1 protein-coding gene is annotated in these 230 nt (G+C 72.2%); it reads right to left on the bottom strand.

The annotated features are described in order from the left end of the window. Positions 1-25: 25 nt before the first annotated feature. Positions 26-230, bottom strand: a 205-nt coding sequence (locus ACQP60_RS20970) for an ABC transporter permease subunit (RefSeq protein ID WP_429736588.1), incomplete at its 5' end; no start/stop codon positions are given.

Here is a 230-nt window from a genome sequence, read left to right as displayed (position 1 = left end):
CATCGCCCGGCGTGCAGGCGGGCGCTCATGCGCGCACCCTCGGGTCCATGACGCCGTACACGACGTCGACGCGCAGGCTGGCGACCACGATGAGGGCCGCCGAGAAGAACGTGACGCCCACCAGCAGCGGGACGTCGGTGGTGCCGACGGCGTCGAGCAGCAGAGCGCCGAGCCCGGCCATCGAGACGACCTTCTCGGTGATGACCGTGCCGCCCAGCAGCACGCCCAGG

Origin of the sequence: Isoptericola variabilis, from assembly GCF_050311655.1 — a bacterium.
Classification (GTDB): Bacteria; Actinomycetota; Actinomycetes; order Actinomycetales; family Cellulomonadaceae; genus Isoptericola; species Isoptericola variabilis.
Note: the sequence above shows the minus strand (reverse complement) of the source record. Positions and strands in the feature narration are given on the sequence as shown.